This window comes from Streptomyces sp. NRRL F-5727 (genome assembly GCF_000719555.1).
Lineage (GTDB): Bacteria > Actinomycetota > Actinomycetes > Streptomycetales > Streptomycetaceae > Streptomyces.
The window spans coordinates 18,573-42,948 of the sequence record NZ_JOGX01000008.1 but is presented as its reverse complement, the minus strand read 5'-3'; the positions used below and the strand labels follow the sequence as shown (position 1 = coordinate 42,948).

Genomic DNA, 24,376 nt, shown 5'->3' with positions numbered 1-24,376 from the left:
TACTCCCAGGATCACGACACCGGTGCCGGGAGACCCCCGGCGCCTTCCCCTGGGAGGATCGCTGATGCGCAGTCGAGTCGCCGCCGTGACCGCCACCGTGACAGCCGGACTGATCGCCCTGGCCACCCCGGCCTCCGCCGCACCCGCCGACAAGCCGCAGGTGCTCAGCAGCTGGACGCAGACGACCGCGACGAGCTACAACGCCTGGGTCACCGCCCGGGCGAACCAGAGCGCCTGGTCCGCCTACGGCTTCGACTGGTCGACCGACTACTGCTCGTCCTCGCCGGACAACCCGCTCGGCTTCCCCTTCCAGACGGCCTGCGCCCGCCACGACTTCGGCTACCGCAACTACAAGGCCGCCGGCACCTTCAGCGCCAACAAGCCCCGCCTCGACGACGCCTTCTACGCCGACCTCAAGCGCGTCTGCGCCCGCTACTCGGGCCTGACCCGCACCTCCTGCGACTCCACCGCCTGGACCTACTACCAGGCCGTGAAGGCCTTCGGCAGCAGCCCGGCCATCGGCTGACCGGCACCCTCCGCGACCGCCCGCCCTGAACCGACCGGTTCAGACACTCAAACTGAACCGTTCGGTTGACGTCATGAACCGAGCGGTTTAGTTTGGGCGGCATGTCTGAGTCACGCCCGCCTCTGCCCCCCTTCACCGCCGAGACCGCGGCCGCCAAGGTCCAGGCCGCGGAGGACGCCTGGAACACACGGGACCCGCAGCGCGTCGCGCTCGCGTACACGCCCGACTCGTGGTGGCGCAACCGCGACCGCTTCCTCGTCGGACGCGAGGCGATCGTCGCCTTCCTCACCGAGAAGTGGCAGAAGGAGCAGGAGTACGCCCTGCGCAAGAACCTCTGGGCGTTCACCGACGACCGCATCGCCGTCCGCTTCACCTACGAGTGGCACGACGCCCAGGGTCGGTGGTGGCGCAGCCACGGCAACGAGCTGTGGGAGTTCGACGAGCACGGCCTGATGCGCCGCCGCGAGGCCAGCATCAACGACCTCCCCATCACCGAGGCGGACCGCACCGTCTTCGGCCCGCGCGGCGCGGACGAGCGCTGACCGGAATTCCAAGCAGCACGTGCGGCGCGAGAAGCTCGAAGGCGCGACGGCTGCCGTCATGGTGCCCGCTGGGCCACCCGGACGGTCACGCGCCTGGTGCGCTCTCCATGGGCCGGCCTGCTGCCGACCGAGGAGAGGAGGTTCGACGAGCACGGCCGGCCGCTCGACGTCTGGGTGCCCCCCTGCCGAGCCCGCGCGGGAAGCCGAAGGCGACCCGGTGGTGATCGGGGCGGTGTCGTCAGCCCGGGGGAGCGGCTTCGTCGTGAGCTGAGCCGTGCAGGGGACCGGGCTGAAGGTTGCCGGGTACGGGCAGTGTGCGGTGGTCGACACACGTGGATGCTGTTGTCGTCCAGCGTGAGGCGGGGGAAGGAAGAGGTACGGACGATGCTGTTCTCGGTTCCGGACCAGGCGTGGTGGTGGATCGCGGCCGGGGCGACCGTGGCGGCCGTGATCACGTTCGTGGTGCTGCCGCCTGAGCCCGACGAGGCGCCGAAAGCGGTGCGAGCCGCCGTCGAGCGCAACAGGAGGATCGGCAGGTGGGGTGCCTGCCTCGGGGCCCCCGTCCTCTGTGCCATGGCAGGTCTGACAGCGCTGATCCGGCCGGAGCCGGCGCCGGTCATTCTGTTCCTGTACAGCGTCGCGGCCGGATCCATGCCGATTGCCCTGCTCCCGATCCGGCGTCGGATGTATCGGCACTACTTCGCCCAGTTGCAGACCCCTGGGAGCAGAATCACCCTGGACCGCCTCTCGGCCACCTGGCTCTCCGGCGTCCTCGGCATCGCGATCCTCGCATCGACTGCGGCGGTGATGTCTGCGACGTATGAGCCCAGGGGCCTCTGAGGCGGCGCCCCACCGTACGAACACGGGCTCACGATCGCCCCGCGCCATGGTGCCCCCGCGTTCCGATCCGCCGCGACGCCCGGGCGTACGAGTGCCCGGGCGAGGCTGACCCCCAGCCGGTCGTCGATCGCGATGTCGCGGCGTCCCTGGGTCTTCTCTCCGGGGGCGACGAAGGAGTCACCGACGACCGCGCCCGCGGGTTCGCCGAGGCCACGGGCGGCACCGTCACCGCCGGGGACACCCCCGGCGGCGGGCCGACCATGGTGGTCGCACCGCCCAGGACGCCGTCCTACCAGCCGGTCCGTCCGGAGCCGCCCGCGGAGGCGGCCGCCTGAGCCACGACGGCTGTCCGGCCGGCCGTCAGCTCATCTCGGAGAACGACTCCACCGCGTGCGTCTTGCCGGTGACGATGATGATGTCCCCCTTCGCGACCACGGTCTCCGCCGTCGCGTGAGTGAAGCCCTCGCCAGGGCGCTTGATGCCGACGACCGTCACCCCGTGCTTCGTCCGTACCCCGCTCTCGCCCAGCGGGATACCCGTGATGCCGGCCGGCGTGACCGTCTTCACCAGGGCGTAGTCGTCGTCGAACTCGATGAAGTCGAGCATGCGCCCGGTCACGAGGTGGGCCACCCGCTCGCCCATCTCGTGCTCCGGCAACACGACGTGGTGGACACCGAGCCGCTCCAGGATCTGGCCGTGCTGGCGGCTGATCGCCTTCGCCCAGATGTTGGGGACGTTCTCCTCCAGGAGGTTCGAGGCGATCAGGATGCTGGCCTCTATGTCCGTGCCGATACCGACCACGGCGCTGGTGAGCTCGTGGACGCCGAGCTGCCGCAGCACCTCCGGGTCGGTGCAGTCGGCGACCGCGGAGTGCGTGAGGGTGTCGCTGTGGCGCTGGACGAGCGAGGCGTCGGTGTCGATGCCTAGGACGTCCCAGCCGCGTCGGGTCAGCTCGTGGGCGAGGGAGCTGCCGAAGCGGCCCAGGCCGATGACGGCGACCCGCTGGTCGCTCAGCTCGGGGTACTGCTGGGCGAGGCGCTTGCGGCGGCGGTGGCGCAGGTGGTGCAGGTAGTTACCCAATGACGGGTCGCTCCTCGGGTAGCTGGTAGCGGCGGGTCCGCTCGCGCAGGGCGAGCGCGGAGACGAGGGTGACCGGGCCGAGCCGGCCGACGAACATGAGCAGGATGAGTACGAGCTGTCCGCTCTCCGGGAAGTCGGCCGTGATGCCGGTGGACAGTCCGACGGTGCCGAACGCGGACACCGCCTCGAACAGGACGGCGTCCATCGGGGCCGAGGACACGGTCAGCAGGGCGAGCGTGGCGCCGATCACGAGCCCCACGGCCAGCAGGGCGACGGTCAGGGCCTGACGCAGGACGTGCGGGGCCAGACGCCGGCCCATGACGGTGGAGTTCGGCTCGCCCCGCACCTCGGCCGCGATCGCCGCGGCGAGCACGGCGAAGGTGGTGACCTTGATGCCGCCGGCCGTGCCCGCGCTGCCGCCGCCGACGAACATCAGCGTGCAGGTCATCAGCAGGGTGGAGGCGTGCATGGCGCCGATGTCGACGGCGTTGAACCCGGCCGTGCGGCTCATCGCGGAGTGGAAGAACCCGTTGAGGAGCTTCTGGTCCCAGTCGAACCGGCCCAGCGTGCCGGGGTTGGTCCACTCCAGCAGGCAGGTGAGGACCGTGCCGGTCAGCAGCAGGGCGGCCGTGGTGACCAGGGTCATCCGGGTGTGCAGCGTCCAGTTCCGCCGCCCGCTGGGCCGCTTGCGCGTCCGGTGCCGCAGCAGTTCGAGGAGGACCGGGAAGCCGAGACCGCCCAGGATGACCGCCAGGGCGATCGGCATCGTCACCCAGGCGTCCTGCGCGTACGGGGTGAGGTTGTCGACGTGGAGCCCGAAGCCCGCGTTGTTGAACGCCGACACCGCGTGGAAGAAGCCGGAGTACGCCGACTCGGCGACGGACCGGTCGTATCCGAACCGGAAGCGCAGCGCGAGCCAGCCGCCCACCGCGAGTTCCACCGCCAGCGTGGTCCCGGCGACGCCGAGCAGGACACGGCGTACGTCGCCGATGCCGAAGCTCTTCGTCTCCGCCTGCGCCGTCAGCTGCATCCGCAGCCGCAGCCTGCCCGAGACGAGCAGCGCGAGGAGCGAGGCCATCGTCATGATGCCGAAGCCGCCGACCTGGATCAGCGCGAGGATCACGCCCTCGCCGAACCCGCTCCAGTACGTCCCGGTGTCCACCACGACCAGGCCCGTCACGCACACCGCGGAGGTGGACGTGAACAGGGCGGTGACGAACCCCGCCGCCCCGCCCTCCTGCGAGGACACCGGCAGCATGAGCAGGAACGCACCCAGCAGGATCACCGCGCCGAAGGCCATGACCAGGGTCCGGGCCGGATGCGCGGCGAACACCGACCGCCGGACTCTCGTCAGCTGCCCTGCCACCCGCCGGCCTCCCTCGCCTCGCTGGTTCACGGCCGGGGGCGTACCGAACCCGTCGACGAACCGGCGGCGGTCACCCTACCGGGGCTTCTGCGGACCGGGTGGTTGCGGCACGACTTCCCGGGGTGTCCTCAGAACGTCGCCGGGCGCCTCACGATGGCTGCCGGGCGGCTCACCTTCGTGAAGCGGCGCGACGCCGGTCTCGACGCGGAGTCCGCCGAGGAGACCGACCAGGAGCCGGTGAAGAGCACCGTCTGACCGTCCCCCACGGCCCGGCTCCCGAAGGGCCCTGCCCCCACCTCGCGCCTTGGTGAGAGCGGGGTCCTTCACCCTGTTCCAGCAGGTCGAGGACGCCCTGGTGAGGCTCCCGCGCACCCGATAGGGTGTAAAGAACGCATCAAGAACACGATGCCGGTGTGCCGGGAAGTCTGGTCGGCGTCCGAGGGGCCCGTGTCCCCACCTGCCGACATGCCCCGGAGGGTTCCTCCCCATGACCCAGGCACGCCCCCGCAAGATCGTCTTCGGACTGCTTCCCTGGCCCGAGCGCCAGGCGATCGGCGAGGCCCTGCGCACCGAGACCGTCGGCGGGCTCGTCCTGCTCGCGGCCGCGATCGTCGCGCTCGTGTGGGCGAACAGCCCGTGGAGCGCCGCCTACGAGTCGATACGGGACTTCCACTTCGGCATACCCGCCCTGGGTCTCGACCTGTCCGTCGGCCACTGGACCTCCGACGGCCTCCTCGCGGTCTTCTTCCTCGTCGCCGGCATCGAGCTGAAACGCGAACTCGTCCTCGGCGAACTTCGCACACCCGCCACGGCAGCCCTGCCGGTGATCGCCGCGGTATGCGGCATGGCGGTCCCCGCCACGCTCTACGTGATCACGGCTTCGGCCGGTGGCGGAAGCCTCGACGGCTGGGCCGTCCCGATGGCCACCGACATCGCCTTCGCACTGGCGGTACTCGCCGTGATCAGCACCCATCTGCCCGCCGCACTCCGGGCGTTCTTGCTGACCCTCGCGGTCGTCGACGACCTCGGCGCCATCCTCATCATCGCCGTCTTCTTCACCGGCGACCTCAACCTCTGGGCCCTGGCGGGAGCGTTCGCCGGACTCGTCCTCTTCTCCGCACTCCAGCGCTTCCGCGTGCGCGGCTGGTGGTGGTACGCACCCCTCGGCGTCGCCATCTGGGCCCTGATGTACACCTCCGGCGTCCACGCCACCGTCGCCGGCGTCGCCATGGGTCTGATCCTGCGCACCACGCGAGACCAGGGCGAGGACCGGTCCCCGGGCGCGCGGGTCTCGCACCTCGTGCACCCCTTCTCCGCGGGTGTCGCCGTGCCTCTCTTCGCGCTCTTCGCCGCAGGCGTCGGCATCTCCGGTGCGGCCCTCGCCAAGGTCTTCACCGACCCCGAGCCCCTTGCCGTCTACGTCGGCCTGGTCGTCGGCAAGATCCTCGGCGTGTTCCTCGGCACCTGCCTGGCCGCCCGCTTCACCCGCGCGAGACTCAACCCCGAGCTCGCCTGGGCCGACGTCTTCGGCCTCGCCGTCCTCGCCGGCATCGGCTTCACCGTCGCCCTGCTGCTCGGCGAGCTCTCCTTCACCGACCCGGCCCTGACCGAACACGTCAAGGCCGCCGTCCTCCTCGCCTCCCTCACGGCCGCCGCGCTCGCCGCCGTACTGCTCCGTGCCCGCAACCGCGTGTACAAGCGGCTGTACGAGGAAGAGGAGCGCGACGAGGACGCCGACGGCATCCCCGACGTCTACCAGACGCAGACCACGGACGACGGCCGATGACTCTCCAGGGCGTGGGCCCCGCGGTCCGCCGGCTGTCGGCCTCGTGAAGGGAGAGCCCCGGATTTAATCGGTGGTGCCGCCTCCAGGGGTGGGGCTATGGTTCTGCTCGTTCCGAGGCGCGACCGTGTCGTCGCCGAGGGCACGCTGTCGGTACGTCGAGAAGAAGCAGGAGGTGAGGACATTGATGACTGTCACGGTGACGGGCTGTGCCCGCATTCAGGAGTTCATCGTTCCCACCCCTGTGGTCTCCGGCTGACATCACTGAACCTCTCGCGCGCGGAGCGCGCGGCCGGGGCCACCCTGTGAAGGGTTCCCCTTGTCTTTCTCGCTTTCCTCCACCACTTCCACCACCACCTCGCTCGACGCGCACGGCTGGGACTCCGGCTGGGCCGAGAGCTTCGCGCCGTACGCCGCCCAGGGGCTCGTTCCGGGGCGGGTGATCCGGGTCGACCGCGGGCAGTGTGACGTCGCCACCGCGGACGGCGTCGTCCGGGCCGACACGGCGTTCGTGACGCCGCACGATCCGCTGCGGGTCGTCTGCACCGGCGACTGGGCCGCCCTCGACGCCGAGGGCGCGAGCGATCCCCGGTACGTGCGGGCCTGCCTGCCGCGGCGGACCGCCTTCGCCCGGTCGACGTCCTCCAAGCGGTCCGAGGGACAGATCCTCGCGGCCAACGTCGACCACGCGGTCATCACCGTCTCGCTCGCCGTCGAGCTGGACCTCGGCCGGATCGAGCGCTTCCTCGCCCTCGCGTGGGAGTCCGGCGCCCAGCCGACCGTCGTGCTCTCCAAGGCCGACCTGGTGCCCGACCCGGTCGTCCTCGCCCACCTCGTGGAGGACGTCCAGGCCGCCGCGCCCGGCGTCGAGGTGCTGCCGCTCAGCTCGGCCTCCGGGGAGGGGATCGACGTCCTCGCGGCCGTCGTCTCCGGCGGCACCACCGTCCTGCTCGGCGTCTCCGGCGCCGGCAAGTCCACCCTCGCCAACGCCCTCGTCGGCGAGGACGTCATGAGCGTGCAGGCGGCCCGTGACGTGGACGGCAAGGGGCGGCACACCACCACCACCCGGAACCTCTTCGTGCTGCCGGGAGGCGGGGTGCTCATCGACACGCCCGGTCTGCGCGGCGTCGGGCTGTGGGACGCGGAGGCCGGGGTCGGCCAGACCTTCTCCGAGATCGAGGCGCTGGCCGCCGAGTGCCGCTTCCACGACTGCTCCCACGAGTCCGAGCCGGGCTGCGCGGTCGTCGCCGCCCTCGACGAGGGGTCGCTCTCCGCGCGCCGGCTGGAGAGCTACCGCAAGCTGCTCCGCGAGAACCAGCGGCTCGTCGCCAAGACCGACGCGCGCCTGCGCCACGAGATCCGCAAGGACTGGAAGCGCAAGGGCGCCGAGGGGCGCGCCGCCATGGCCTTCAAGCGCGAGGGCCGGCTTCGCTAGCGCCGGTGCCCGGTGCCCGGTGCCCGGTGCCCGGTGCCCGGTGCCCGGTGCCCGGTGCCCGGTGCCCGGTGCCCGGTGCCCGGTGCCCGGAGCCCGGAGCCCGGAGCCCGGAGCCCGGAGTGCCGTGTCCGAATCCCGCGAGTGTGCGGCGGTCCGCCGCCGCACACTGGGGGCATGACGGACGACGAGGGGGACACCCTCTACCAGGCGGTGAGCAGCAGGGACGCGCGGTTCGACGGGGAGTTCTTCTTCGCCGTGCGGACCACGGGCATCTACTGCCGGCCCAGCTGCCCCGCCGTCACCCCCAAGCGGCGGAACGTCGCCTTCTTCACCACGGCCGCCGCCGCCCAGGGGCACGGCTTCCGGGCCTGCCGCCGCTGCCGGCCGGACGCGGTGCCCGGCTCCGCCGAGTGGAACGTGCGGGCCGACGTCGTCGGGCGGGCGGTGCGGATGATCGGCGACGGCGTCGTGGACCGCGAGGGCGTGCCCGGGCTCGCCGTCCGCCTCGGGTACAGCGCCCGCCAGGTCCAGCGCCAGCTCACCGCCGAGCTGGGCGCCGGCCCGATGGCGCTCGCCCGCGCCCAGCGGGCCCACACCGCACGCCTGCTGCTCCAGACCACCGCGCTGCCGGTCACCGAGATCGCGTTCGCCAGCGGTTTCAGCAGCGTCCGGCAGTTCAACGACACCATCCGGGCCGTGTACGCGCGCACCCCGACCGAGCTGCGCGCCGAGACGCCCGGCGCCCCGGGCCCCAGGGACGCCGCGGGGGTGCCGCTGCGGCTCGCGTACCGGGGGCCGTACGCCGCCCGCGAGGTCTTCGACCTGCTGGCCGCCGAGGCCCTGCCGGGCGTCGAGGAGGTCACCGGGCCGCCCGGCGACCGCACCTACCGGCGGACCCTGCGGCTGCCGTACGGGCCCGGCGTCGTCGCCGTCGGCGAGCGGGCGCCCGGCCGCTGGCTGGAGGCCCGGCTGCACCTCGCCGAGCTGCGCGACCTCACCACCGCCGTGCACCGGCTGCGCCGCCTCCTCGACCTCGACGCCGACCCGTACGCGGTCGCCGAGCGGCTCGGCGCCGACCCCCGCCTCGCCGCCGCGGTCGCCGCCCGGCCCGGTCTCCGCTCGCCGGGCGCCGCCGACCCGGAGGAGTACGCCCTCCGGACCGTCCTCGGCCCCGAGGGGGCGGCGCGGGCCCTGGCGGAGTGCGGCTCCCCGCTGGACGCGCCCGACGGCTCGCTCCGGGCGCTCTTCCCCGCCCCGGCGGAGCTCACCGGCCACCCGGTCGCCGGTCCGCTGGCCCGCGCCCTCGCCGACGGCGTCCTCCGCCTCGACCCCGGCGCCGACCGCGACGAGGCCGCCCGCGTCCTCGGAGCCGTACCCGGGGTGGACGCCCGCGCCGCCGCGCGGATCCGCGTCCGGTCCCTGGGCGACCCGGACGTGCCGGCGCCGGACGGGTCCGACGCGCCGGAGTGGGCGCCCTGGCGGTCGTACGCCCAGCGCTACCGCGACGTCAGCCCCGGATGACCGCGCCGACCCAGGCCCCCACGATCAGCAGACAGGCGAAGAGCTCGACCAGCATGCTCGTGCCGGCCGCCCGCATGATCGTCCGGGTGGCGGCGCGGGCCTGGCCGTGGCCGCCGAGCCAGCGCCGCTCGCAGAGGTAGATCCCGCCGACGAAGCCGGGGACCGCGCCGAGCACCGGGACCAGGACGAAGCCGAGGAGGGCGCCGGCGCCCGCGTACCCGATCGTGCGGCGGGTGAGCCCCGCGCCCCGGAAGCGGCGCGGCGGCAGCTGCCAGACCACCACCTGGGTGAGCAGCAGCAGGGCGGTCGAGGAGACCAGCAGGATCCAGGCGAGGCCGGTCTGCTCGTGCAGCGACCACCAGAGCACGGCAGCCCAGATCAGCCAACTGCCCGGCACTCCGGGGGCGAGGACCCCGAACAGGCCGAGGAGCATGACCGCCGCGATCATCAGGAGCTGCCACACACCCACCCGCCCAGCCTCCCCCACGGGGAAGGTTCCCGCAGGTCGCGAGAGCCGATGGGGTGGGCCACCCGGCCACGGGGCCGCCGTCAGGTCCGGGCGACCCAGCCCTTCTCGTACGCGTGCCAGCCGAGCTGGAGCCGGGTGGTCACCGCGGCCAGCTCCATCAGCCCCTTCACCCGGCGCTGGACCGTCCGCAGTCCCAGGTCGAGCTGCTTGGCCACGCTCGCGTCGGTCATCCCGGCGAGCAGCAGGGAGAGGATCTCCAGGTCGGTGCTGTCCGGGCCGGGGGCCTGGTCCTCGGTGATCTGCGCGCCCGCGCCGAGCCGCAGCGGCAGCGCCTCCCGCCACACCGACTCGAAGAGGCCCATCAGGGACTCCAGGAGGCCGCTCGCGTGGACCACCAGCGCGGCCGGCTCCGCGCCCCGGCCGGTGAGCGGGACCATCGCGAGGCTGCCGTCGGCCACCACCAGCTTGGTCGGCACCCGGTCGACGACCCGGATGCGCTCCTGGCGGCCGAGCGCCGCCGACAGTTCGAGGAGGCCGGTGGGGAGGGTCAGCACCTCCCGCTCGATCACCACCCGGTAGCGCACGCCGCGCCCGGCGGCCAGCTCCTCGGCGTCGTTCTCCAGGCCCGAGACGGCGATCGGCTTGCCGGTGACCAGGGCACAGACCTCCTCCTGCGCGCCGAGCTGGAGCTGGAGGAAGCGGTGGGTCACGGCACTCGCCCCGGTCACCACCTCGACCAGGTCGTGCACGGCCGGCTCGGTGGCCTCGGCCCGGTACTCCTCGGCGAGCAGCGCCGCCGCGAGCTCGGCCTGCTCCAGCTCGTGCCGCTGCTGGGTCAGGAGCGCGCCGAGCGCGACCCCCGGGGGCGCCGCCACCCAGCGGCCGGTGCGCGCGGAGGACTGGGCGGCGAGCCCCTGCGCCTCCAGGCGGCGCAGCGACCGCTCGACGTCCCGCTCGGGCAGGGTGAGCCGGTGCGCCAGGTCGGTGACCTCGGCCGCCCCGAGCGCGATCAGCGCGCGGTACGCGGACTCCTGCCGCTCGTCCAGTCCTATCGCTCCCAGCATCGGTTCCCGCCCCTCGCCGTGCCTCCGGCGCACCGCGCGCGATGTTCCGCGGGTGTTCTCCGGAGGCATTCGTTCCGTTGGTGACCTGGCGGGAAACGGCCACGGCGTATTCCCGCCGCTCCCATCATCCCTGTACCGCCCTCGGCTCTGCCAATGTGGCGCCACCGCAGCACCAACCGCCTCCGGATACAGGTGACTTGCGCCTGATTGTCCGGATTCTGATGGGGAGAGCGATGCGCCCGATTTCGCGTACGGCCCTGGGGGCGGCGACCGCCGCCGTCCTGGCCGTCACCGCGGCCCTGCCGTCCGCCGCGGCCCAGCCGCCGGCCGACGGACCCGCCGACCGCCCGCTGGTCGGCGGCGAGGCCCAGGCCCGCGCCGGGGGGGAACGGCCCGCGACGGTGACCCTGGTCACCGGCGACCGCGTCCTGGTCACCCGCGACGAGCGGGGCAACCCCGCCGCCACCGTGCTGCCCCGCGAGGACGGCACCGTCCCGGTGGTCCAGACCCGCCGCTCCGGCCAGGACCTCTACGTCTACCCCGAGGACGCCACCGACGCGCTCGCCGCCGACCGGGTCGACGAGGAGCTGTTCAACGTCACCGGCCTGGTCCGCCAGGGCTACGACGACGCCTCCACCGCCACGCTCCCGCTGATCGCCGTCTACGGCTCCGGCGCCACCGCCCGCACCGCCCCCGCCGCCCCGCGCGGCGCCCGCCGCGGCCAGGTCCTGAAGACCATCGACGGCGTCGCCCTCCAGGCCGACAAGAAGCAGGCCGGCACCTTCTGGGCCGAGGTCTCCGCCCCCGCCGCCCGCTCCGCCGCCGCCGGCATCGAGAAGCTGTGGCTGGACCGCAAGGTCGAGGCCACCCTGGAGCGCTCCACCCGGCAGGTGCACGCCCCCGAGGCGTGGGCCGCCGGTTTCGACGGCACCGGCACCAAGGTCGCCGTCCTCGACACCGGCGCCGACGCCGGACACCCCGACCTCCAGGGCCGGATCGTCGCCTCGGAGAACTTCACCGACTCCGACGGCGCCGACGACCTCCAGGGCCACGGCACCCACACCATCTCCACCGTCGGCGGCTCCGGCGCCGCGAGCGGCGGCAAGAAGAAGGGCGTCGCACCGGGAGCACGGCTCCTCAACGGCAAGGTCCTCAACGACCAGGGCTCCGGCGCCACTTCGTGGATCATCGCCGGCATGGAGTGGGCCGTCGCCCAGGGCGCCGACGTCGTCTCCATGAGCCTCGGCAACCCCTCCGAGACCGACTGCGACGACCCGATGAGCGCCGCCGCCGAGGAACTCGCCCAGAACAAGGGCACGTTGTTCGTCGTCGCCGCCGGCAACGCCGGCCCCTCCCTCAACTCCGTCTCCTCACCCGGCTGCGCGCCGAGCGTCCTCACCGTCGGCGCCACCGACCGCGACGACTCCACCGCCTGGTTCTCCAGCCGCAGCCCGATCGCGAACGAGGCGCACACCCTCAAGCCGGAGATCGCCGCCCCCGGCGTCGCCATCTCCGCCGCCGCGGCCGGCGGCCGGGGCGTCTACGCGTACCAGGCGATGTCCGGTACGTCGATGGCCGCCCCGCACGTCGCGGGCGCCGCCGCGATCCTGAAGCAGCGTCACCCCGACTGGACCGCACAGCAGTTGAAGGCCGCACTCGTCTCCTCCGCCGACACCGGCATCCCCGGCGACGTGCGGGAGACCGGCGGCGGCCGGCTCGACGTGAAGGCCGCGATCGACCAGACGGTCCTCTCCGCCCCGGCCGTCCAGGGCGGCACCTACCACTGGCCGCAGGACAAGAGCGACCGCACCACGGTCTCCGTCCCCTACACCAACACCTCCGCCGCCCCGGTCACCCTCGACCTCGCCGTCGAGAAGGTCACCGGCAACGACGGCTCCGCCGTCCGGTCCACCGTCGCCCGCCTCGGCCGGCACACGGTGACCGTCCCGGCCGGCGCCACCGTCGAGGTCCCGCTGACCGTCGACCCCACCGCCCGCCTGGAGCGCGCGCAGTACGGCGACGTCACCGGCCGGATCGTCGCCACCGGCCCCGGCGGCGTCCACGTCTCCACCCCCTTCTCGCTCTACGTCGAGCCCGAGACGGTCACCCTCCGCGTCAAGCTGATCGACCGCCGGGGCGAGCCCGCCGACGGCGCCTCCTCGCTCGACGTCATCGGCCTCGACACGGCCACCGGCGAACGCCGCTTCAACGAGGGCGCCGCCGACCAGGTCTTCCGGGTCCGCCCCGGCTCCTACTTCCTCACCTCCTTCGTCACCACCCGCGACACCGGCGAGGGCGCCGCCCTGGACGACTCGCTCACCCACCTGGCCCGTCCGCAGCTGGAGCTCAGGGACGACACCACCGTCGTCCTCGACGCCCGGAAGGCCGCCCGGCTCTCCGTCCGCACCGACCGTCCCACCGAACTCCGCGGCACCGCCCTCGCGTTCGCCCGCTCCTGGGACGACACCTGGACCCACGCCGGCACCGTCACCGGCCCGCGCACCCTCCGCGCCTTCTACGCCTCCGTCGAGGGCGAGGCCCGCGACGGCGCCTTCGAGTCCGGCAGCTACTGGCACGCCGCCGCCCCGCAGATCACCTCGCTGCGCACCGGCGACGGCCTCGGCCTCCACCCGGTGACCGCCTCCACCGGCTCCGACAACCTCGACGGCACCGGCTCCGCCGTCCTCGTCGACGCCGGCACCGGCACCCCCGACGAGCTGAAGGCCGCGGGCGTCCAGGGCCGCCTCGCCCTGGTCCGCCTCGCCGACGACACCACCGCCGTCGGCACCCTGGCCCGCAACGCCAAGGCCGCCGGCGCGATCGGCGTCGTCGTCCACCGCGCCTCACCGGCCCGCTGGTACCCGACCGGCGGCTTCACCGGCCCCGGCCTGCCCGTCCTCGCGGTCCCGGCCGCCGAGGCGTCCGCGCTCCTCGACCGGCTCGCCGCCGGCGAGGTCACCCTGCACTGGAAGGCCACGGCCAAGTCCCCGTACGTCTACAGCCTCGCCTTCCCCGAGACCGGCGAGATCGGCGGGACCGGCGACGACGAGCGCCGCTACCGGGTCCGGGACGAGCGCCTCGGCCGCTCGGACGTCACCTACGGCTCGGCCGGCGTCGCCGCGGACTTCATGAACTTCCCCTCCGCCCACCGCCCGAACGGGCTCTCCGTGGCCCTGACCGGCCTGGAGACCGTCCCCGCCCCCGGCAGCCGCACCGAGTACCACTCGGCCGGCGACACCAGCTGGCAGCAGTACACCGGCAGCAGCTTCCCCTTCGGCGAGCTGATGGTCGGCGACGTGCACGCCTACACGGCCGGCGAGCGCCGCACCGAGCGCTGGTACGACAGCCTCCTCGTCCCCACCGCCCCCCGGAACGCCGCCGGCGAGCCCGTCCTCGTCTCCGAGCGGCAGGGCAACCTGATCGGCTTCGCCGCCGCGATGTGGGGCGACGGCACCCACCACGCCGAGCCCGGGTCCTTCGGCGACATCGGCAACCTGCGGCTGCGCCGCGACGGCGAGACGATCGGCGAGAACGCCTGGCCGTTCGGCGTCTTCGAGGTGCCGGCCGAACCGGGGGCGTACGAGCTGGAACAGAACACCATGAAAATCGGCAACCGGAACTGGGCCCGCTCCACCTCGGTGCAGACGATCTGGAAATTCACCTCCCAGCTCGACGAGACGGTCTATTCTCAGGGCATCCCGATTCTCTTCCCCCGGTACGACCTGCCGGTGGACGGACTCAAGACCCTCGCCGCCACCGACGGCCAGCGGATCCGCCTCGGCGCCACCGGTCACGCCGGGTACCAGGCGGGTGCCCTCACCTCGGCCGCCCTCTCCTACTCCTATGACGAGGGCGTCACCTGGACCGAGGCCCCGGTCGCCCGGGACGGCGACGCCTGGGTCGCCACCGTGAACCACACGGGCGCGACCGGCAAGCGTGTCACCCTGAAGACCGAACTGACGGACGCCCACGGCAACTCCGTCACCCAGACCGTGGTCCGCGCTTACGACGTGCGCTGACCACGCCGGTCCGCCGGACGTCCTTCCCGTGGGGGGTGGGGTCGTCCGGCGGACCACCCATTCGCAGCAACGGTTTTTCTCGTGTCCCGTTTTCCCGGGCCGCCCGCGGTGGACAATAAGGGCATGACGCAGCAGGGGGACAACTGGTGGGACGCTCTCTACGACGACACGGCGGAGGACAGCACCCCGGCCTCCCCGGGTGACACCCTCGACGCCCGCTTCGCCTCCGCCACCCGCGCCACCGCACCCGAACCCGCCGCACCGCCACCGGCCACCCCGCCACCGGCCACTCCGGCACCCCCCGCGGCGCCGCCCCCGCCGGCCCACCCGGCCGTGCCCGCCCCGCCGGCGGCCGAGGCCCCGCGGACCTCCCAGGACCCCGCCCCGCCCAGGCCCGTCCTGCCCCCGCCGGCCCGGCCCCCCGCTCCGCCCGCCGCTCCGCCCGCAGGGGCGACGCCGCCGCGCCCGACCGCCGCGCCCGCCGTGCTCGGGCCCGCGCCGTGGGAGGCGCCCGTCAGCGGACCCCGCACCTTCCCGTCACCCCCGCCGCCCGCCCACGCCCCCGAGCCCGAGCCGGAGCCGGACCCGGACCCCGAGCCGGAGCGCGCGCCCGAGCCCCGGGGCGGCGACGTCACCGTGCGGGTCCAGGTCCCCGCCCGGCACGAGCCGACGGTCCAGGTGCCGATGCCCCGGCCCCGTACCGGCTTCGTCGGCAGCCGGCCGCCCACGTACGAGGCCGAGCCCACCGCCCTGCCCACCGCGCGGCCCGGCGAACTCGGCGACCTGGTCGCCGACACCGTCCTCGACGGCGCCCGCTACGGCACCGCCACCCTCCGCGCCGCCTCCGTGCGCGGCGACTCCGCCCGCTACCGGGGCGAACCCCGCCGGGACGCCCTGCTCACCGCCCGCTTCGGGCACGACGAGACCGCCCTCGTGCTGGTCGCCGTCGCCGCCGGCTCCCGCGCCGCCGACGACGCCCACCTCGCCGCCGCCGACGCCTGCCGCTGGATCGGCGAGGCCGTCGGCCGCAGCCACGCCCGGCTCTCCGAGGACATCCGCTCCGGCCGCCGCGGCGACCTCAAGTCCGGACTGCACCGGCTCACCGACCGCACCTACGGCCGGCTCCGGGCCCGCGCCGCCGAGCGCGGCCTGGCCCCCGACCTGTACACCGCGACCCTGCGCTGCCTGCTGATCCCCGCCGACCCCGACTGCCGCACCCGGGTCTTCTTCGGCATCGGCGGCGGCGGGCTCTTCCGGCTCCGCGACGGCGCCTGGCAGGACATCGAGCCGCTGCTGCCCGACCCGGCCTCGGTGACCGGCGAGCCGGTGGTCGGCTTCGGTTCGACACCGCCGCACGGCACGCCCGAGGCGACCGAGGAGGGCGACCGGCTCACCATGGACCTCGGCATCACCACCGCGCCCGGGCCGCTCGTCGAGGAGCCCGTCCCTCCGCCCGCCGAACCCTTCCGGTTCCGCGCCTCGGTGGCCCGGCCCGGCGACACCCTGCTGCTCGCCTCGCCGGGGCTCGCCGAGCCGATGCGCGGCGAGCCGGGCCTCGCCCGCGAACTGGCGGCCCGTTGGTCCGGCGCCGAACCACCCGGCCTCGCCGCCTTCCTCGCCGACACCCAGCTGAGGGTGACGGGGTACGCCGATGACCGTACGGGGGCGGCCGTCTGGGAGGCGTGACGGGCGGGGCCGTGTGTTGATGGACCCATGGCCAAACAGAACGTAGCGGAACAGTTCGTCGACATCCTCGCCCGCGCCGGCGTCCAGCGGCTGTACGGCGTGGTCGGCGACAGCCTGAACCCGGTCGTCGACGCCATCCGGCGCAACCCCGCCATCGACTGGATCCAGGTGCGGCACGAGGAGACGGCCGCCTTCGCCGCGGGCGCCGAGGCGCAGATCACCGGTCGCCTCGCCGCCTGCGCGGGCTCCTGCGGGCCCGGCAACCTCCACCTGATCAACGGCCTGTACGACGCCCACCGCTCGATGGCCCCCGTCCTCGCCCTCGCCTCCCACATCCCGGCCGGCGAGATCGGTCTCGGCTACTTCCAGGAGACCCACCCCGACCAGCTGTTCCGCGAGTGCAGCCACTACAGCGAGCTGATCTCCAGCCCGAAGCAGATGCCCCGGCTGGTGCACACCGCCGTCCAGCACGCCGTCGGCCGCGGCGGCGTCTCGGTGGTCTCGCTCCCCGGCGACATCGCCGACCAGCCCGCCCCGGAGCGGACCGCGGGCAGCGCCCTCGTCACCTCGCGCCCCACCGTCCGTCCCGGCGACTCCGAGATCGACGCCCTGGTCCGGATGATCGACGCGGCCGAACGGGTGACGCTCTTCTGCGGCAGCGGCACCGCCGGCGCCCACGCCGAGGTGATGCAGTTCGCCGAGCGGCTCAAGGCCCCCGTCGGGCACGCCCTGCGGGGCAAGGAGTGGATCCAGTACGACAACCCCTTCGACGTCGGCATGAGCGGACTCCTCGGCTACGGCGCCGCCTACGAGGCCACCCACGAGTGCGACCTGCTGATCCTGCTCGGCACCGACTTCCCGTACAACGCCTTCCTGCCCGACGACGTCCGGATCGTGCAGGTCGACGTCCGCCCCGAGCACCTCGGCCGCCGCTCCCGGCTCGACCTCGCCGTCTGGGGCGACGTCCGGGAGACCCTGCGCTGCGTCACCCCCCGGGTCCGCGCCCGCACCGACCGCCGCTTCCTCGACAAGATGCTGAAGAAGCACGCCGACGCCCTGGAGGGCGTGGTGAAGGCGTACACCCGCAAGGTGGAGAAGCACACCCCGATCCACCCCGAGTACGTCGCCTCCGTCCTCGACGAACTCGCCGACGACGACGCGGTCTTCACGGTCGACACCGGCATGTGCAACGTCTGGGCGGCCCGTTACCTCACCCCCAACGGGCGCCGCCGGATCATCGGATCCTTCAGCCACGGCTCGATGGCCAACGCCCTGCCGCAGGCGATCGGCGCCCAGTTCACCGACCGCGGCCGGCAGGTCGTCTCGCTCTCCGGCGACGGCGGCTTCACCATGCTCATGGGCGACTTCCTCACCCTCGTCCAGTACGAACTGCCGGTGAAGATCGTGCTGTTCAACAACTCCTCGCTCGGCATGGTCGAACTGGAGATGCTGGTCGCCGGGCTCCCCTCGTACGGAACGGGCTACCGGAACCCGGACTTCGCCGCCGTCGCCCGCGCGGCCGGCGCCTACGGCGTGCGCGTCGAGAAGCCCAAGCACCTGGCCGGCGCCCTCAGGGACGCCTTCAAGCACAAGGGCCCCGCCCTCGTCGACGTCGTCACCGACCCCAACGCCCTCTCCATCCCCCCGAAGATCAGCGCCGAGATGGTCACCGGCTTCGCCCTCTCCGCGAGCAAGATCGTGCTCGACGGGGGAGTGGGCCGGATGCTCCAGATGGCCCGTTCCAACCTGCGCAACGTGCCCCGGCCCTGACCTCCCGGAGCCCGGCGCATGCCCACGGGCTCGCGGGGCAGGCTTCCCCGTGAGCCTGTTCGACGCGACCGTGGGTGGGGGCTATGGCCGGGAAGGCACGACAGCCGACTCAACTGCTCAGAAAGGTGGGGGGAGCCGACCTGACCGCGGTGCCGGAGGTGCGCCACGCGTTACGCGAACTCCTCGGCACCTGGGGGGGACCGGGCGCCGGCGACGTCGCCGAACTGCTCACCAGCGAACTCGTCACCAACGCGCTGGTCCACACCGGCCACGGCGCCATCGTGACCGCCACGGTCGATCCCGGCCAGCTCAGGGTCGAGGTCCGCGACTTCGAGCCCGGACTCACCGCTCCGCCCGTACCGCCCGCCGACGACGGTACGCACGGCCGGGGGCTCTTCCTCGTCAGGGAACTCGCCGACTCCTGGGGCATCGAGGAGCGGGGCACCGGCAAGGTCGTCTGGTTCGAACTGAACGGCGGGGCCGCCGGGGGGGCGCCCCCGCCGTTCGGTCGCGAGCTGTCAGCCGAGCTTCCGCTCCATCTCGGAGATCTTCGCCTCCAGATTGTCGAGCAGGAGCCCCTGGGTGTCGTCCTCGGCGGTGAGGTCCACCGTCCGCGGCTCACCGCGCCCGACGGCTTGCAGGGAGGGCCGGGGTCGTAGCGGCAGCTGTCCCGGGTCCGCTATGGCGGGTTCCGCGACGGCGGCGGGCACCGCCGCCGTCGCGGAACCCGGCCCGGACCCGGGGGTCTGGCCCCCGCCGGTCCCGGTGGCGGCGGACAGCGCCGCCACCTCCACCTGCCGCCCGCCGCCGCGCCCGAAGGCCCGGTGCTGGCGGTTGAGCGCCTTGATCTGCGCCCGGTCGAGCTTGGCCTGCTCCCGCCGGCGGATCCGGTTCTGCTCCTTCTCCCGCCGGTCCTCCCGGACCTCGTCCACGGCCTCGTCCAGGGTCCGTACGCCCTCCAGGAGCATCAGCGACCAGGCGGCGAAGGTCTCCCGCGGAGCCCTTATCCACCGCACGATCCGGATCTGCGGCAGCGGGCGGGGCACCAGGCCCTGCTCGCGCAGCGCCGCCCGGCGGGTCTGCTTCAGCGCCCGGTCGAAGAGCACCGCCGCCGACAGGGACATCCCCGCGAAGAACTGCGGGGCCCCGTCGTGGCCCAGGCCGCGCGGCGCGTGCACCCAGTTGAACCAGGCCGCCGCGCCCGCGAAGAGCCAGACCAGCAGACGGGAGCCGAGGGCCGCGTCGCCGTGGCTGGCCTCGCGGACGGCGAGCACCGAGCAGAACATCGCGGCGCCGTCGAGGCCGAACGGGACCAGGTACTCCCAGCCGCCGGTCAGGTTGAGGTTCTGCCGGCCGAAGCCGACGAGGCCGTGGAAGGAGAGCGCCGCCGCGACCGCGGCGCAGCAGAACAGCAGTCCGTACGAGGCGAATCCGTAGATGGCCTCCTTGCGTCGGCGCCGCTCCTCGCTGCGCTCCCAGGAGTCCTCGGCCGCGGCCTGGTCACCGGCGCGCTTCCCGCGCGCGAGCACCGCCACCGCCGTCAGGACTCCGGCCACCATCACGCCGCCCGGAAGCAGCCAGTCCAGCGATATGTCGGTCAGTCTCATGCGGTGTCCCTCGCATCGCAGTGGGGCGTTTGGCCGCCCATACTGTCCGACCGATCGGTGGGCCCACGGGGTTTCGGGGCAAGAGCACGCCAACGGGGGCTCAGGGCATACGAATAGGTACCTTCTACTCGAACGAACCACCGTCTGGGCGGAGTTGTGTTCGATTCACGTCACTCTTCCGGGTGGCGTATTCCTCAGGCGGTCGCCGTGAGCCGCCGGACCCGGTCGGCGTCACAGGTGCGCGGACAGGTGAGACAGGTGTCCTCGGGGCGCAGCGTGTAGAAGAAGCAGCAGGCGGCCCGGTCGCGGGTGGCGCGCGGGGCGCCGTCCGGCCCCTCGGCCCCGGGCAGCGGGCGGAACCCGGCGCCGCCCGCGTACGGCTTCTCCGGCCGGCCGCCGCTCCCCGGCAGCAGCTCCTCCAGCTCGGCCGTCGCCCGCTCCTCCTCGCCGAGCAGGGCGCCGATGTACCAGAGGCTCTCCACGATCTCGTCCGTCACCATCCCCCACAGGGCGCGCTTCCCGCGCCGCATCCGCGGGCCGAAGCCCGCGAGCAGGGCCTCGAAGTGCTCGGCGAGCGAGGCGCGCACCTCGGCGCGCAGGGCGTCCTCGCCGGAGACCACCCGGGCGCCGGGCAGGGCGGCGGCGGGGTCGTCCGGCAGGCAGGCGAACTCCTCGACCCGGACCGCCATCCGGCCCAGGGCGCGCTGGAAGGAGACGGCGCCGACGGGGAGGCGGGGGACCCGGCGGTGCAGGAACCAGGGGACGGTCACCAGGAGGCAGGCCGGCCAGGCGTAGCGGTGCAGTCCGAAGCTCGCGACGACGTCGGGGCGGGCCTGCCGGCCGTAGTCCCGGAGCACCTGCGCGTTGTCCCAGGCGAGGAAGGCGTCCAGGGCGGCCGCGCCGGCGGCGAGTTCGTCGGCGCGGACCCAGCCCGCGCCGCTCGGCAGCCGCGTGTCCCCGCCGGTCTCGTCCACGCGCAGGCCGGGGAACACCTCGGTGAGCCGGGCGTACGCGGCCGCGACGGGCGAGGCGAGCGGGGAAGGCAGCAGAGCGGGGACGGTCATGCGGACCACCGAATCGCGATCGTTAGCAGGTTAGCCTTACCTTACCCGAAACGGCTTCGCGTCTCACCACCTGCGGATCCCTCCCCACCTGCGCCGCACGGGCGCGGTCCCGCGGAACGGTCCGTTCGCCTATGGTGCACAGGGGACCCCGGCATCGCGAGCCGGGCCCGGCACGAGGCCGCAGGAGGACCCGGGTGGAGCAGGGCGCAGCGCGCGAGCGGGCGACGGAAGGGTCGTCCGTGCGATTCGGCGACCCCGGGGACGGGCGGCCGGACGACGCGTACGCAGCCGCCCAGGAGACCGCCCGCGTCCCCGGACAGGCCCGGGGCGAGCAGGCCCGCGGCGAGCACACCCACGCCGAGGCCCCGTACCCCTTCCCCGGCGACGGCCCGCGCACCGTGCGCCGCCACTCCGTCCGGGGCCAGATCCTCGACGCCCTGCGGACCGCCCTCGTCGCCGGCGAGCTGCGCCCCGGCGAGGTGTACTCCGCCCCCGTCCTCGGCGAGCGCTTCGGCGTCTCCGCGACGCCCGTCCGCGAGGCCATGCAGCGCCTCGCCGTCGAGGGCGCCGTCGAGGTCGTCCCCAACCGCGGCTTCCGCGTGATCGTCCGCACCCCCCGCGAGCTGGCCGAGCTGGCCGAGGTACGGGCGCTGATCGAGGTCCCCGTCATGCTCCGGCTGGCCCGCACCGTCCCGGCCGACCGCTGGGCCGCGCTGCGCCCGCTCGCCGAGGCCACCGGCGCCGCGGCGGCCCGCGGCGACCGCGCCCACTACGCCGAGACCGACCGCGCCTTCCACCGCGCGGTCCTCGCCCTCGCCGGCAACGAACAGCTCCTGGCCATCGCCGACGACCTCCACCGCCGCTCCCAGTGGCCGCTCCTCAGCGCCCCGGTCCCGCGCCACGCGGACCTCGTCGCGGACGCCGCCGAGCACACCGCGCTCCTCGACGCCCTGACCGCCCAGGACCTCCCGGTCGTCGAGGAGCTGGTACGCGAACACTTCACCGGCGCCGACGGCTGAGGCCGGCGGCGGCGCCCCGCCGAGAGGCGACGCCCGCCCCGGGAAGGCCGGTCCCGCGACGGGCGGTCTGCCCGGGCCCCGGGCCCACTAAGGTCGTGGACGACAGCCGCCCGCACCGCGCCGCCCGTGAGGTTGCCCCATGCCGTCCGCGATCCCGTCCCCGCCGGACGGACGCCGACCCTCCATCGGTACGCGACCCGAGGCCGCCGCCCTGCTCGGCTGGCTCACCGACCCCGAGGCGCCCCGCCTGTGCGTGGTCACCGGCCCTGCCGGCAGCGGCAAGACCGCCCTCCTCGGCTGGCTCGCGGCGCACGAGACCCGGGCCCGGCGCGGCCGGGCCAGGACCGACCGGATGCTCGTGCCGCTCGCCGGACAGAGCGCCCTCGGCGTCGCCTGGACCCTCGCGAACCGGCTCGGCGTGGTCGCCAGGACACCCGCCGACCTCGTCCACACCCTCGCCACCAGCGAGGCCCGCCGCACCGGCCGGACCGTGCTCCTCCTCACCGACCTGCACGCCGCCGCCGAACCGGAGGCCGTCGCCGACCTGCTCGCCGGGCTCGCCGAGGTCGGACGGATCCGGCTCGTGGTGGAGGCCCGCACCGGCACCCGGCCGCCCCGGGCCGCCCGTACCACCGTCGTCGACCTCGATCTCGACCTCGATCTCGAAGGGGACGCCGGAGCCGCGCCCGCCCCGCCCGCCCCGCGGCTTCCCGACCTCTCCGATCCCGCCGCCGTCTGCGCCGCCGACCCGCTCCTCGTCACCACCGGCTACGCGACGGCCTCGACCGACGACCACGGCGGGCTGCGCGACGCCTGGCTGCGGGCCGGGCAGGCGGTCTGCGCGGCGGACGGACCGGCCGGACGGGCGCTGGTGCTGCTCACCGCGCTCGGCGACGGCGCCGACCCCCGGCTGCGGCCCGCCCTCGCCGAGCGGGCGGCGGCGGCGCCGTGGCGGGTGCGGTGGGCCCGGCACCGGGGCGACGTCACCCCGCCGTGGCCGGGCCCGGTCGCGGTGCTGGGGGCGACGGCCGGCGGGCCCTCGGCCGATCTGGTCCTGGTCGGCGACCGCACGGGCACCGTCCGGCTGCTGCGGGAGGCGGACGCCTCCGGCGCGGGCCGCCTCGCCCACCGGGCCGGCGGCCGGATCACCGCCCTCGCGCCCACCGCCGACGGGACGGTGCTGCTGCTCGACGAGCGCGGCCGGCTGCACACCGTACGGGGTACGGCGCCGCGCCCGCCCTATCTGGAACGGCTCACCGAGGCCGTCTCCACCACCCTGTCCCGGCACCCCGGCACGGCGCTCGCGGCCATCGCGGGCTCGGTGGTGGTGGGGGACCGGCTCGGCTCGGTGCACGCCTTCGGCGTCAACGGCCTCCACCAGGCGGCCTCGCACAGCGGCCGGGTCACCGCCGTGACCGCCGTCGAGTCCGAGACGCCGTTCGTCTGCTCGGGCGGCGCCGACGGCACCGTACGGCTCTGGACGCCGGGGCGACCGCCGGTCCCCGAACCGCTCGCGGAGCGCCGGGCGCCGGTGGTCGCCCTGCACGCGGCCCCCACCCCCGGCGGCCCGCTCGTCGCGGCCGCCTGGGCCGACGGGGGGGTGGAGCTGATCCCCGCGGAGGGCGGCCGGCGGCGCGTCTTCCGGCCGGGCCCGGCGGTCCGTGCCGTCGCCGTCACGGCCACCGGGGCGCTGCTGGTCGGCACCGACGAGAGCCTCGTCTGCCTGGACCCGTACGGGAAGTGACGGGGCCTCAGAAAGCCTCTCCGGCGCGTCACATGGCGGTCCTGGGGGTCAACTGGCCCGCCAGCCAGGTCGGTACGCCGCCGAGCAGGCGGAAGAGACGGCGGGCCTCGGCGCGCAGCCGACCCGCCTCCGGCTCCGTCTCCGTGTCGGCCAGCGCCGTCAGCGCCGGAGCCGTACCCACCAGATAGCCCAACTCCTCCCGGATCCGCAGCGATTCGGCGAAGCCGTGCCGGGCCTCCGCCAGCTCGCCCTCGCGCAGCGCGAGGCCGGCGAGATGGCGCCAGGTGGAGGAGAGCAGCAGCGAGTCGCCCTGCGCGGTGGCCCCGGCGTGCGCCCGCCGGTACGCGGCGCGGGCCGCCTGCGGGGAGTCGCCCAGGTTCTGCGCCATCAGCCCGCGCCGGTAGTCGAGCAGCGGACGGCCCCGATCCGAGGGGGCGATCAGCGCCGCCGCCCGGCCCAGCGCCATCCGGGCCTCGTCGGCGCGGTCGCGGACCCCCAACAGGGTGGAGGCGTAGGCGAGATAGCCGCGTTCGCAGGCCGCCGCCCCGCGCTCCTCGTCGCTGCTCGCGACCGCCTCGGCGGCGCGCAGCGCCTCCTCGGCCTCGGCCCAGCCCTGTTCGGTGTAGAGGCAGCGCTCGATCAGCAGCGCGGCCCGTTCGAGCGCCGCGGCCGGTTCGTGGGCGCGGGGGGCGAGCAGCGCCGCCGCGTCGGCCCAGCAACCGCGGGAGCGGAGCCGCCATATGGCGGTCTCCACCGGAGTCTCCTTGCCGTAGGCGAGGGACGGACGTGCGCCGCCCCCTGATTCGGAACCAGACATGGCGGTGTCCGCCACATTGCCCTC

At 74.4% G+C, this 24,376-nt stretch carries 18 protein-coding genes and 1 pseudogene; 12 read left to right on the top strand and 7 right to left on the bottom strand.

Going from position 1 to position 24,376, the window contains the following annotated elements:
- Positions 1-64 precede the first annotated feature (64 nt).
- The 3 genes from IF73_RS0108585 to IF73_RS0108575 all read left to right on the top strand — a co-directional run bounded on the left by IF73_RS0108585 (position 65) and on the right by IF73_RS0108575 (position 1,908).
- Positions 65-526, top strand: coding sequence for a phospholipase (locus tag IF73_RS0108585; protein ID WP_031005203.1), 462 nt, complete (start codon positions 65-67; stop codon positions 524-526).
- A 101-nt stretch (positions 527-627) separates the two neighbouring features.
- Complete coding sequence (locus IF73_RS0108580; RefSeq protein ID WP_031005201.1) at positions 628-1,068, top strand: DUF1348 family protein; 441 nt, start codon at positions 628-630, stop codon at positions 1,066-1,068.
- A 384-nt stretch (positions 1,069-1,452) separates the two neighbouring features.
- Complete coding sequence (locus IF73_RS0108575; protein WP_031005199.1) at positions 1,453-1,908, top strand: hypothetical protein; 456 nt, start codon at positions 1,453-1,455, stop codon at positions 1,906-1,908.
- A 360-nt stretch (positions 1,909-2,268) separates the two neighbouring features.
- On the opposite strand, the gene IF73_RS0108570 is transcribed toward IF73_RS0108575, so the two are convergent.
- Together IF73_RS0108570 and IF73_RS0108565 are read right to left on the bottom strand one after the other, a co-directional pair.
- Positions 2,269-2,988, bottom strand: coding sequence for a potassium channel family protein (locus IF73_RS0108570; RefSeq protein WP_234338192.1), 720 nt, complete (start codon positions 2,986-2,988; stop codon positions 2,269-2,271).
- A complete protein-coding gene (locus IF73_RS0108565; protein WP_031005196.1) occupies positions 2,981-4,354 on the bottom strand; it encodes a TrkH family potassium uptake protein in 1,374 nt (457 codons plus the stop codon). The genes IF73_RS0108570 and IF73_RS0108565 overlap by 8 nt, the downstream gene beginning before the upstream one ends.
- Positions 4,355-4,841: 487 nt before the next feature.
- Here IF73_RS0108565 and nhaA point away from each other — a divergent pair, with 487 nt between their 5' ends.
- The 3 genes from nhaA (at position 4,842) to IF73_RS0108545 (ending at position 9,093) form a co-directional block, all read left to right on the top strand.
- On the top strand, positions 4,842-6,140 hold the full coding sequence (nhaA, locus tag IF73_RS0108555; protein ID WP_031005195.1) for a Na+/H+ antiporter NhaA: 1,299 nt from the start codon (positions 4,842-4,844) through the stop codon (positions 6,138-6,140).
- Between the two features lie 316 nt (positions 6,141-6,456).
- Positions 6,457-7,572, top strand: a complete 1,116-nt coding sequence (gene rsgA / locus IF73_RS0108550) for a ribosome small subunit-dependent GTPase A (RefSeq protein WP_031005194.1) — start codon at positions 6,457-6,459, stop codon at positions 7,570-7,572.
- 174 nt (positions 7,573-7,746) lie between these two features.
- Entirely contained in the window at positions 7,747-9,093 is a 1,347-nt protein-coding gene (locus tag IF73_RS0108545) for an AlkA N-terminal domain-containing protein (protein WP_031005193.1), read from the top strand.
- Here IF73_RS0108545 and IF73_RS0108540 read toward each other — a convergent pair.
- Complete coding sequence (locus tag IF73_RS0108540; RefSeq protein ID WP_037878629.1) at positions 9,080-9,562, bottom strand: DUF456 domain-containing protein; 483 nt, start codon at positions 9,560-9,562, stop codon at positions 9,080-9,082. The two genes, IF73_RS0108545 and IF73_RS0108540, sit on opposite strands and share 14 nt — an antisense overlap.
- 80 nt (positions 9,563-9,642) lie before the next feature.
- Positions 9,643-10,626 carry a helix-turn-helix domain-containing protein gene (locus IF73_RS0108535; protein ID WP_031005191.1) on the bottom strand — a complete coding sequence of 328 codons (984 nt, stop codon included), beginning with the start codon at positions 10,624-10,626 and terminating at the stop codon, positions 9,643-9,645.
- A 233-nt stretch (positions 10,627-10,859) separates the two neighbouring features.
- Here IF73_RS0108535 and IF73_RS0108530 point away from each other — a divergent pair, with 233 nt between their 5' ends.
- The 4 genes and pseudogenes from IF73_RS0108530 to IF73_RS39435 all read left to right on the top strand — a co-directional run.
- Entirely contained in the window at positions 10,860-14,645 is a 3,786-nt protein-coding gene (locus IF73_RS0108530) for a S8 family peptidase (protein WP_031005190.1), read from the top strand.
- A gap of 123 nt (positions 14,646-14,768) precedes the next feature.
- Positions 14,769-16,331, top strand: coding sequence for a protein phosphatase 2C domain-containing protein (locus tag IF73_RS0108525; RefSeq protein WP_031005188.1), 1,563 nt, complete (start codon positions 14,769-14,771; stop codon positions 16,329-16,331).
- 27 nt (positions 16,332-16,358) lie between these two features.
- Positions 16,359-18,101: a pyruvate dehydrogenase gene (locus tag IF73_RS0108520; protein ID WP_031005186.1), complete on the top strand. Its 1,743-nt coding sequence runs from the start codon at positions 16,359-16,361 to the stop codon at positions 18,099-18,101.
- Between the two features lie 83 nt (positions 18,102-18,184).
- A pseudogene (locus IF73_RS39435) lies at positions 18,185-18,586 on the top strand (ATP-binding protein); the annotation flags it as partial.
- Positions 18,587-18,619: 33 nt separating this feature from the next.
- Here IF73_RS39435 and IF73_RS0108510 read toward each other — a convergent pair.
- Together IF73_RS0108510 and IF73_RS0108505 are read right to left on the bottom strand one after the other, a co-directional pair.
- A complete protein-coding gene (locus IF73_RS0108510) occupies positions 18,620-19,708 on the bottom strand; it encodes a DUF2637 domain-containing protein (RefSeq protein WP_031005182.1) in 1,089 nt (362 codons plus the stop codon).
- Between the two features lie 194 nt (positions 19,709-19,902).
- Positions 19,903-20,772: a (2Fe-2S)-binding protein gene (locus tag IF73_RS0108505; RefSeq protein ID WP_031005180.1), complete on the bottom strand. Its 870-nt coding sequence runs from the start codon at positions 20,770-20,772 to the stop codon at positions 19,903-19,905.
- A 194-nt stretch (positions 20,773-20,966) separates the two neighbouring features.
- Between IF73_RS0108505 and IF73_RS0108500 the strand changes: the two genes are divergently transcribed.
- The gene (locus IF73_RS0108500; RefSeq protein ID WP_031005178.1) at positions 20,967-21,791 is read left to right on the top strand and encodes a GntR family transcriptional regulator; all 825 of its coding nucleotides are present in this window, start codon (positions 20,967-20,969) and stop codon (positions 21,789-21,791) included.
- 139 nt (positions 21,792-21,930) lie between these two features.
- The gene (locus tag IF73_RS0108495) at positions 21,931-23,535 is read left to right on the top strand and encodes a WD40 repeat domain-containing protein (RefSeq protein ID WP_031005175.1); all 1,605 of its coding nucleotides are present in this window, start codon (positions 21,931-21,933) and stop codon (positions 23,533-23,535) included.
- Between the two features lie 28 nt (positions 23,536-23,563).
- On the opposite strand, the gene IF73_RS0108490 is transcribed toward IF73_RS0108495, so the two are convergent.
- A complete protein-coding gene (locus IF73_RS0108490; protein WP_402319338.1) occupies positions 23,564-24,367 on the bottom strand; it encodes a hypothetical protein in 804 nt (267 codons plus the stop codon).
- Between the last annotated feature and the right edge of the window lie 9 nt (positions 24,368-24,376).